We start from the raw sequence: 9,852 nt of genomic DNA, 5'->3' as shown, positions 1-9,852 counted from the left end.
ATTTCTGGTGGGCTAATTTTCGGCTACCCCACCTATAGCAGGGTTAAAACAGGAGGCGGGTCTTGTTTAGAGATATGAGGGGACTTATAAGAATTGGACCAATAATATTGTTGTTTTGGCTCAGATGACTGTATTAACGGTGAAACAAGTTTTTCTTGTGCTTCTACAATCACAACATGAAAACATGAAGGTAAATGATCATGATGATCGGACAAGTTTAAGGGAGCTTTATGAGTCCCCGCGATATCTGTCTTTTCCGTATGGCTATGCTGTGAAGCTTCATAACTCAACGCTGCATGATGACCAAAATGATGTAATGCCTTTTCCTGATTTTCATGGGCGCAAAATGCCGCTGCCACATTCCATAAACTTTGGAATATAAGCAAACAGAATAAGACGGACATGAAAAGTGCAGAACGTGGCAACAGCACACCATTAAACTAAGAAGTTGAACAAAGCCACTATAGCAGGCAGTGGGCATGTAATAAAATTACATCTAATAAGTAGCAGTATAGAAGCGATTCTAATCTCGCTTGAGTAAAGATAAGAATAAATCATTAAGAATCTCTATCTTTACTCATAGGAAACTAATTATTAAGTAATTAGTTTCCTACAAAATAAAAATTATTTACGCTTACAAGTTAAATGAGGGTTCTTACTTTCTTCAGCTTTAGCTTTTGTTTCTTGCTGAGACTTAATATTCTTTTCGAGAAATATTAACCCTCCATCAGCATGAGCCAAACTTGTTGAAAGAAGTAAAAGCATCAAAACCGATTTTGTATTTAGTTTAATAGACATAATAATCACCAGATCTAAATATTCCGAATTTATTTAAGGACTTAACCCAGAAATAGAATTAATTTTTCGCATGCCTGAGTTAATCAATTTAGGACAAATCTTCTGAGTCACTAAGAAGCATGCGGATATACTTTCATTTCATTTTTAGAACCAACTAAACAATGAAGGGAGGACACCGTGTAGACGCAACTCATCAAAAAGTTGGACTAAGGCCGCAACCCAGATAAACCACACCACCTGCGTCAAAAAAATACGGAAATGCTTCGGCGAAACCTGATAGAACTCAGGCTCTTTAAAATTTTTGAAACTTGGTAAAAAGCGTGGAATTGTCTTTATATAATCTGAATATGCAGTTCCATATTTTTCACTTAGGAATGCTTCTTCTTGGCGTATAACAAAATGGTAGTAACAGAGAAAATAAAGCGTGAATACTATTGGAAAGATAAACGTCTCTGTAATCAACATGATCCCGACTCCACCCAGATAACTAAACAGATAGAGTGGATTTCTACATAAAGAATAGGGACCGTCTGTCACCAACTTGGCATTCTTAAATCCGGAAATGTAAAGACTGCACCATATTCTTCCCATTACTCCGCTGCCCACAAAAAACCATCCAAAGAACCATAAAATATGTTCTATAAATGCCGCTTGGAAATGCCATTTACTAAAACTTAAAGCAAGAATAATAGCTAAAATCAGCCCAATCACTCGGGAGCTCACAGTTCTAACACGGGGGGTAAATAAAATATTCATTTCCATAAACCTCCATCACTGTGAATCATCAGAGATGAGATAACCGATTCATTAAAATGATATTTTTGTTTTCCCGAAAGATTTGACAGAACCTTATATCCCGCCTTGTCATTAACATAAAGACGTGAATGTTTAAGCGAGTAATCTACATAGAAGATTGCTGCGCTTTGTTTGCACATATAATTAAGCATAAAATAACCCTTTGAAATAAATAAATTTCTGGTGGGTTATTTTTCGGCTACCCCACCTATAGCAGGGTTAAGACAGGAGGGGGATTTAAAGAGCCAAGATACGGAGACTGATAAGAATTAGACCAGTAATAGATTTGTGAAAGCTCATGTACACGCACAAAAGGTTCTTGAGCTTGTTGTGCATTTTCAGTCATCACTACATGAAAACATGAAGGTAAATGATCGTGATGATCTTGCCAGCTTAATGGAGCATTATCAGAATTTTCTACAATACCCACATGTTCAGTCTGCATATGGTCTGAAGATTGATATACATTTAAATCTGCATGATGACCGAAATGTTGTAATGCCTTTTCCTGATTTTTATGCACGCAAAATGCCGCTGCCACATTCCATAAGCTTTGGAATATAAGCAAACTAAACAAGACGGACATAAAAACTGTAGAACGTGGCAACGGTACACCATGACAGTAAATTGCACAAAGTCACTATAGCAAGCGATACCAATGTAATAAAATTACAAAATGATTTTTGGTTAATTTATCGCTGTTTTAAAAAAGTTTTTTCTTTAGAAAAATTAATTTCCTGTTTGAGTTCCTGTAATGTATAAACTATTTTCTACCCTACTCGTTGTCGTCTGTTTAAATTTGAGTGCTTGTGCCACGACATTACTTTCAGAAGCTTTACCTAACGAAACCACAAAAACCGAGAAAATCATTTTAGCAAAAGATCAAATCATTGCTTTAGGACAAGCTGTTCAAAACCAGCAAGAACAAGGGATCGTCTTTGTAGGCAAAGACTATAATTATTTAATGACCGAGGGAAGCGCTGAGCTATCAAAACTTCTTCATGCAATCCCAGCTGATCAGCGAAGTCTGACCAATCCATCCCCACTGGTACTGACCATGGATGACCCAAATCATTTTCATGGTGTTTTACAAATACGCTATAACACGCGTATGGTTGATTTAAATGACTCGCAAAAAGACTTATTAAAATCCCTCGGCTTTAGACAAAATTTCGATATTATTCAAAATCAGCAAAAGGCACCTTATCCCTATATCAATATTTTTTTTAAAGGCCAGCTCTATCAATCACAGGGAGCTAAAAAAGTCGAAAAAACCTTAGCGCAACCTTATCCAATTATCCTGCAACAGGAAAATAAAATTACCAAAAAACATCCTTTGAAAAAGGTGACCCGTATGGTGCTCTATCCATTTGCCATGACCTTCGACGTGATTACGGTCGTTCCGTCACTGATGTGGTCTGATTTACGTGGCGAATTTAATAATTAATATTTCCAAATGCTTAAATAAAAAAACCAGCCCTTAGGCTGGTTTTTTAAATTAACAGAGATTATCCGCTAATTTTTTTGTATTTAGTACGTTTTTGAACAGCGTCTTCACCTAAACGTGACTGACGGTATGCTTCATATTCTGCATAGTTACCTGTGTAGAATTCTGGCTGTTCATTTTCGAATGACAAGATGTGTGTCGCGATACGATCAAGGAACCAACGGTCATGCGATACCACCATTACCGTACCTGGGAATACAAGAATTGCATCCTCAAGCGCACGTAAAGTTTCAATATCCAAGTCGTTTGATGGCTCATCCAGTAAGATAACGTTTGCACCTTGCTGTAAAATTTTCGCAAGTTGTAAACGGTTACGCTCACCACCAGACAATTCGCCTACGCGTTTTTGCTGATCTTGACCTTTGAAGTTAAAGCGGCCGATATAAGCACGTGAAGCAATTTCATAATCGCCCACTTTCAAGATATCTAAACCACCAGACACTTCTTCCCAAACAGTTTTGTTATTGTCTAAAGTGTCGCGAATCTGACCCACGTAAGCCACTTTAACTGACTCACCTAAAGTCACAGTACCTGTATCAGGTTGTTGTTCGCCAGTCATCATACGGAATAAAGTCGTTTTACCCGCGCCGTTTGGACCAACGATACCCACAATTGCTGTTGGAGGTACAGTAAACGATAAGTTTTCGTACAATACGCGGCCGTCAAATGATTTGCTGATACCTTCCACTTCCACAACTTTATTACCCAAACGAGGGCCAGGTGGAATGTAGATTTCAGACGTTTCATTACGTTGCTGGAATTCTTTAGAGTTAAGCTCTTCAAAACGCTCCATACGCGCTTTGTTTTTCTTTTGCTGACCTTTCGCATTTGAACGAACCCATTCAAGTTCTTTTTTCAAAGCTTTAGCAAAAGATTCTTCTTGTTTCTGCTCTTGTTCTAAACGAGCATTTTTTTGCTCTAACCAAGAAGAATAGTTACCTTGGTAAGGAATACCATGTCCACGGTCAAGCTCCAAGATCCACTCGGCAACGTTATCTAAGAAATAACGGTCATGCGTAATCGCAACGATTGTGCCAGGGAAATCTTTCAAGAAGCGCTCTAACCAAGAAACAGATTCTGCATCCAAATGGTTCGTCGGTTCGTCAAGAAGCAACATGTCTGGCTTCGAAAGCAATAAACGACAAAGTGCTACACGACGGCGTTCACCACCTGAAAGCTTAGTTACGTCCGCATCCCAAGCTGGAAGGTTCAAGGCATCTGCCGCGATTTCAAGCTGGTTGTTTAGGTTGTGCGCATCCCAAGCATGGATAATTGATTCTAATTTTTCCTGCTCTTTTGCAAGTGCATCAAAATCAGCATCCGGGTCTGCATATTCTGCAAATACCTGATCAAGACGTTCTAAAGCATCTAAAGCTTCACGTACGCCATCTTCAACGTTACCACGAACGTCTTTAGTCGGATCAAGAGGTGGCTCTTGCTCTAAATAGCCGATTTTAATTCCAGGTTGTGCACGAGCTTCACCAGAGAAATCTTTATCTACGCCAGCCATAATACGAAGCAAGGTAGATTTACCTGCACCGTTCAAACCGAGTACACCAATTTTGGCACCCGGGAAAAATGATAAAGAGATGTCTTTCAAGATTTCGCGCTTTGGCGGAACCATCTTAGACACTCGGTTCATCGTATAAATATATTGGGCCACGCAGGACTCCTCAATTGAAAAACCAATACATCGCATAAGCGATAAATAATCGCGCGTATTATACGCTGAAAACCTCGATGACTTGAAGTTATGATTTCCATCGTACGGATTTATCAAACAATTTTCTTTTTCAATAAGTTGCAAAATGTTTATGGATAAGATTTGTACAGCGTTTCAGCGTATATTTTTCTATCTATATTCCTAAAATTAGAAAACAAACCAGAATTTGTGCAATTTTCTATTTAACTTTTAAGCTAGACTCGCTCAATATTTAACTCACGAAGATGAAGTAATCATGACTTATAAAGATGAAACCTTAGCAATTCACGCTGGCTATTCACCCGAAGCAACAACAAAAGCGGTTGCGGTCCCTATTTATCAAACCACTTCATATGCATTTGATAATACACAGCACGGTGCCGACCTTTTCGATTTAAAAGTTCAGGGCAATATTTATACTCGCATTATGAACCCGACCACTGCTGTGCTTGAGCAACGCCTTGCTGCACTCGAAGGCGGAATTGGTGCTTTAGCCTTGGCTTCTGGAATGGCAGCGATTACCTATGCTGTCCAAACGATTACAGAAGCGGGAGACAACATTGCCTCCGTCTCAACTTTATATGGCGGAACTTATAATTTATTTGCCCACACCTTACCAAAACAAGGCATTGAAGTTCGCTTTTTTGATTATCAGCAGCCTGAAAGCTTACGTAACTTAATTGATGATAAGACTAAACTTGTTTTTGTTGAATCAATTGGGAACCCACTCGGAAATATTATCGATTTAGAAGCAATTTCAAAAATTGCACATGAATATGGCGTACCTGTCATCGTTGATAATACCGTTGCTACCCCTGCCTTATTAAAACCATTTCAATATGGCGCCGATATCGTTATCCATTCGCTTACGAAATATATTGGTGGTCATGGCAATAGTATTGGTGGTGCAATTATCGATAGCGGTAAATTCCCTTGGGGTAAATATCCAGAGCGTTTTAAAGTTTTGAATACACCAGACCCAAGCTATCACGGCGTTAATTATGTTGAGGCATTAGGTGAGGCTGCCTATATAGCACGAGCTCGCGTTGTACCATTGCGTAATACAGGTGCTGCAATTAGCCCGCTCAGTGTCTTCTTGATTTTACAAGGCCTCGAAACTCTAAATCTCCGCATGGAGCGTCATACTGAAAATGCGCAAAAAATTGCAGAGTATTTACAGACCCATCCAAAAGTAAAATGGGTGAATTACGCAGGTTTAAAAGATCATCCGCAGCACCAGCTTGCTCAAAAATATGTAAAAGGTAAACCTTCTGCAATTTTATCTTTCGGTGTACAAGATGGGCGTGAAGGAGGTACTCGATTCATCGATTCACTTCAGCTATTTACTCGTCTTGTAAACATTGGTGATGCGAAAAGTTTGGCTTGCCACCCTGCAACTACGACTCACCGCCAGCTCAATGAACAAGAGCTTAAATCTGCTGGTGTAAGTGAAGATATGGTTCGTCTTTCCATTGGAATTGAGCATATTGATGACTTAATTGCCGATTTAGACCAAGCACTTTCAGCTGTATAAATTTTAAACCATTCAACAAGCCTCTGGAAATAGAGGCTTTTTTCATTTTTTTGTTCATTATATAACTAAAATAATTAATGGATTAAGATACTATTTTAGAGTTTTTACTCTAAATAAATTGTTAAATTTCATATATTTACAGACTAGACAATTTTTAAACATCTATTAAGATAAAGACAATATTTATGAGTTCATCTGGATGAACCTACGGTTGTAAAAAATAAAAATTACATACCGGAATAAATAGTCCCTGCCCCTACTTAGGTAAAATGCTGTGAATAAAAAATTAGAAGCTCTGTTCCAGGAAAAGGTACAAGATAAAGTCATTTTAGTGACAGGCGCCTCGAGTGGAATCGGATTAACGATTTCAAACAAACTTGCTGATGCTGGAGCCCATGTTTTACTGGTTGCCCGTACTCAAGAAACTTTGGAAGAAGTAAAAGCAGATATCGAAAAACGTGGCGGTAAGGCATCAATTTTCCCATGTGATCTCAACGATATGGAAATGATTGACCAAGTTTCTAAAGAAATTTTAGCGACTGTGGATCACATTGATATTTTAATTAATAACGCAGGTCGCTCTATTCGCCGTGCTGTACATGAGTCTTATGATCGTTTTCATGACTTTGAACGCACCATGCAATTAAATTATTTTGGCGCGGTTCGCCTAGTTCTCAATATATTGCCGCATATGATTCAGCGTAAAGATGGACAAATCATTAACATTAGCTCGATTGGTGTTTTAGCAAACGCTACTCGCTTCTCTGCATATGTCGCATCTAAAGCAGCGCTTGATGCATTTAGCCGCTGTCTATCTGCCGAAGTTCATGCACACAAAATCGCGATTACTTCAATTTATATGCCATTGGTTCGTACCCCAATGATTGCACCAACTAAAATTTATAAATATGTTCCAACCCTTTCACCTGAGCAGGCTGCTGACTTAATTGCTTATGCAATTGTAAAACGTCCAAAACGTATGGCAACCAACTTAGGTCGCTTAGCTTCAATGACTTATTCTGTAGCGCCAGGCATCAATAATATGTTTATGTCGATTGGTTTCCGTTTATTCCCAAGTTCAGATGCAGCGAAGGGACAAAAAACCGAGAAATTAAACTGGGCACAAAAAGCTTATGCACGTATTTTCCCGGGTGAACACTGGTAATTTTGAGTTAAACGCATAACGAATAAAAAGCGCCTTAAATAAGGCGCTTTTTTTAACTAAAGAACTGATCAATCAAGAAACTGAACGTGCCCTGTTTTTACATCGTAAATCGCACCCACAACTACGATCTCACCTCGATCAACCATATCTTTAAGTACACTGCTGTTATTAATAATGTACTGGATGTTGTAATGAACGTTCATTGCTGTGACTTGGCTAATAAAAGCATTACCTAATTCACGTGGCTGCATAATGTCATATACGCTATCAACCGAATGCATTAATGGTCCAAGCACATATTGAATGTGTGGCATTTCTTTCACATCAGACACTTGCTTTTGCTCTAAACGCAATTGACATGCACTCGTCACCGCACCGCAATCAGTATGTCCTAAAACCACAATCACTTTAGAGCCTTTAGCCTGACAAGCAAACTCAAGTGAACCCAATACTTTTTGCCCAGCAATATTACCTGCAATTCGTAAGCTAAACAGATCACCAATACCGACATCAAAAATCATTTCGGTAGGGGCACGTGAGTCCATACACCCAAGGACTGCTGCAATCGGATGTTGCCCTTCATCTGCAGTCACACGAATTTGTCGGTAAATATCTCGTTGTAGACGTTCATTTTTTACAAAACGTTCGTTCCCTTCTTTAAGTAGGTTAACGACCTGTTGTGGACTCAGCTTTTGTTGCAAATCATGCGTACTAATATCAATATCAAGTACCGCATCATCAACATCTTGATAGTGCTGTTTGAACCCGACCAATTTAAGGTTTACCTGACGTTTAATAGCCGTTTCACTTTGATAATCTTGAATAACTTGATAGATATCAGGATCAATCGAATCACACTGAGTTGCATCAATAATAAGTTGCTGATGTTTATGTACATGTTCCAATGCCGAAATAAGCGCAGAACGATTAAGAAAGGTAACTTGAGAAGGAAGCTCAATACGAGTCACTACGCCATGCAAACGCTTCTCTCTATAAACACGAATACCTTTATTAAAATTACCATAGAGAATAAAAGCACTACTGGTGAACAGACCAATTAAAATTCCCATTAAAAGATCGGTCAGTAAAATTGCAACTAAGGTAATAATAAAAGGTAAAAACTGTTTCCAACCTTTTTGATAAAGCTGTTTGAATAGTTTTGGATGGGTAAGTTTAAAGCCTGTCACGATGAGGATCGCAGCCAATGCAGACAAAGGAATCATGTTCATTAATGGCACGAAGAATAAAACCGCTAACAGCAACAATACCCCATGAATAATGGTAGAGCACTTACTACGCGCGCCTGTATTCGCATTCACCGAACTTCGCACAATCACTGAAGTCACGGGCATGCCACCTATTAAGCCCGAAACGATATTCCCTGTACCTTGTGCCCAAAGTTCACGATTCGGCGGAGAAGAGCGTTTTTGAGGATCGATTTTATCTGCAGCTTCTAAATTCAATAAGGTTTCTAAAGAGGCCACAACAGCCAGAGTAATTGCCCCTGTGTAAATCATAGGTTCCGCTAAATAGCTAAAATCAGGGAAAATTAATACTTCTTCGGGAGCTTTTAATATATTCGGCAATTGAATGAGGTTATCAATTTGCACTGCCCATGCAGAGCCGATACTCACTAAAACAAAATTTAAAACTGCTGCTAGCACAACTGCAATCAAAGCCGAAGGTAAAGCTAGTTTTTTAAGCGGACTGCTATCCCACGCTAAAATTAAGAATAGACTGAGCAAACCAATAAGCGCAGCGCCTCCATCAAAATGTTGAAGGAATGCATCTGGTGTTGAAGTCCAAACCTGTTTCCATGAAAAATCAGAAAGTCCAAACAGATAAGGCAATTGCGTGGCAATCAGGATCACGCCAATAGCGGCTAATAACCCTAAAATGACATTATTTGGGATAAAGTTCGCAAAGAACCCTAACTTAAATAATCCAAATAGAATTTGTAGAACACCGGCAAAAATAATACATAATAAAAAGGCGGCATAATTGCCGCCTAATTGTTCTAACTGTACAAGGATGACAGCAGTCAGCCCTGCCGCTGGGCCTGCAACGCTAATGTGAGAACCACTCAGTAAACCCACAATAATGCCGCCCACAATACCTGCAATAATACCAGAGATGATGGGAGCACCTGAGGCTAAAGCAATACCCAAACACAGCGGTAATGCCACGAGGAATACGACAACTCCGGACAAGAGGTCTTTTAAATGAAATCTATTTTTCAGGTTTAAAACCGACATAAAACAACCATTTATAATATAAAGAAATAAGCAAAGTTGTACTATTACAGCCTGAAAGTGAGTAAATGCTTCAAGGCTGGGTTGATGATGTCGAAC

10 protein-coding genes are annotated in these 9,852 nt (G+C 39.0%); 3 read left to right on the top strand and 7 right to left on the bottom strand.

Translation table 11 applies throughout. The features are described from left to right. Positions 1–32 precede the first annotated feature (32 nt). The 5 genes from AAC388_RS01355 to AAC388_RS01335 form a co-directional block, all read right to left on the bottom strand. Positions 33–425 carry a cation efflux protein, CzcI-like gene (locus tag AAC388_RS01355; protein WP_333725059.1) on the bottom strand — a complete coding sequence of 131 codons (393 nt, stop codon included), beginning with the start codon at positions 423–425 and terminating at the stop codon, positions 33–35. A 199-nt stretch (positions 426–624) separates the two neighbouring features. Beyond that, complete coding sequence (locus tag AAC388_RS01350) at positions 625–798, bottom strand: hypothetical protein (RefSeq protein WP_342371107.1); 174 nt, start codon at positions 796–798, stop codon at positions 625–627. Between the two features lie 144 nt (positions 799–942). Continuing rightward, positions 943–1,560, bottom strand: coding sequence for an isoprenylcysteine carboxylmethyltransferase family protein (locus tag AAC388_RS01345; RefSeq protein ID WP_304594782.1), 618 nt, complete (start codon positions 1,558–1,560; stop codon positions 943–945). Continuing rightward, a complete protein-coding gene (locus AAC388_RS01340; RefSeq protein ID WP_005067033.1) occupies positions 1,551–1,745 on the bottom strand; it encodes a hypothetical protein in 195 nt (64 codons plus the stop codon). The genes AAC388_RS01345 and AAC388_RS01340 overlap by 10 nt, the downstream gene beginning before the upstream one ends. Positions 1,746–1,801: 56 nt before the next feature. Beyond that, positions 1,802–2,200: a cation efflux protein, CzcI-like gene (locus tag AAC388_RS01335; RefSeq protein WP_005804516.1), complete on the bottom strand. Its 399-nt coding sequence runs from the start codon at positions 2,198–2,200 to the stop codon at positions 1,802–1,804. A 147-nt stretch (positions 2,201–2,347) separates the two neighbouring features. On the opposite strand from AAC388_RS01335, the gene AAC388_RS01330 reads away from it, so the two are divergent. Continuing rightward, the gene (locus AAC388_RS01330) at positions 2,348–3,040 is read left to right on the top strand and encodes a hypothetical protein (protein WP_342371106.1); all 693 of its coding nucleotides are present in this window, start codon (positions 2,348–2,350) and stop codon (positions 3,038–3,040) included. Between the two features lie 61 nt (positions 3,041–3,101). On the opposite strand, the gene ettA is transcribed toward AAC388_RS01330, so the two are convergent. Further along, positions 3,102–4,763, bottom strand: a complete 1,662-nt coding sequence (gene ettA, locus AAC388_RS01325) for an energy-dependent translational throttle protein EttA (RefSeq protein WP_005067029.1) — start codon at positions 4,761–4,763, stop codon at positions 3,102–3,104. 295 nt (positions 4,764–5,058) lie between these two features. Here ettA and AAC388_RS01320 point away from each other — a divergent pair, with 295 nt between their 5' ends. Both AAC388_RS01320 and AAC388_RS01315 read left to right on the top strand, forming a co-directional pair. Then, positions 5,059–6,336: an aminotransferase class I/II-fold pyridoxal phosphate-dependent enzyme gene (locus AAC388_RS01320; RefSeq protein ID WP_068530757.1), complete on the top strand. Its 1,278-nt coding sequence runs from the start codon at positions 5,059–5,061 to the stop codon at positions 6,334–6,336. A gap of 274 nt (positions 6,337–6,610) precedes the next feature. After that, complete coding sequence (locus tag AAC388_RS01315; protein ID WP_002116932.1) at positions 6,611–7,501, top strand: SDR family NAD(P)-dependent oxidoreductase; 891 nt, start codon at positions 6,611–6,613, stop codon at positions 7,499–7,501. A gap of 68 nt (positions 7,502–7,569) precedes the next feature. On the opposite strand, the gene AAC388_RS01310 is transcribed toward AAC388_RS01315, so the two are convergent. Further along, positions 7,570–9,756, bottom strand: coding sequence for a SulP family inorganic anion transporter (locus AAC388_RS01310; protein ID WP_233733993.1), 2,187 nt, complete (start codon positions 9,754–9,756; stop codon positions 7,570–7,572). Positions 9,757–9,852 lie beyond the last annotated feature (96 nt).

The organism is Acinetobacter sp. D009 (assembly GCF_038562025.1).
In the GTDB taxonomy this organism is placed as follows: domain Bacteria; phylum Pseudomonadota; class Gammaproteobacteria; order Pseudomonadales; family Moraxellaceae; genus Acinetobacter; species Acinetobacter pittii.
The sequence above is the reverse complement of the archived record's forward strand: the minus strand, read 5'-3'. Positions and strand labels throughout refer to the sequence as shown.

Coding starts and splice junctions, on each gene's coding strand:
- AAC388_RS01345 (WP_304594782.1), bottom strand. CDS start 1,560: ATGGAAATGAATATTTTATTTACCCCCCGTGTTAGAACTGTGAGCTCC.
- AAC388_RS01340 (WP_005067033.1), bottom strand. CDS start 1,745: ATGCTTAATTATATGTGCAAACAAAGCGCAGCAATCTTCTATGTAGAT.
- AAC388_RS01350 (WP_342371107.1), bottom strand. CDS start 798: ATGTCTATTAAACTAAATACAAAATCGGTTTTGATGCTTTTACTTCTT.
- AAC388_RS01310 (WP_233733993.1), bottom strand. CDS start 9,756: ATGTCGGTTTTAAACCTGAAAAATAGATTTCATTTAAAAGACCTCTTG.
- AAC388_RS01330 (WP_342371106.1), top strand. CDS start 2,348: ATGTATAAACTATTTTCTACCCTACTCGTTGTCGTCTGTTTAAATTTG.
- AAC388_RS01320 (WP_068530757.1), top strand. CDS start 5,059: ATGACTTATAAAGATGAAACCTTAGCAATTCACGCTGGCTATTCACCC.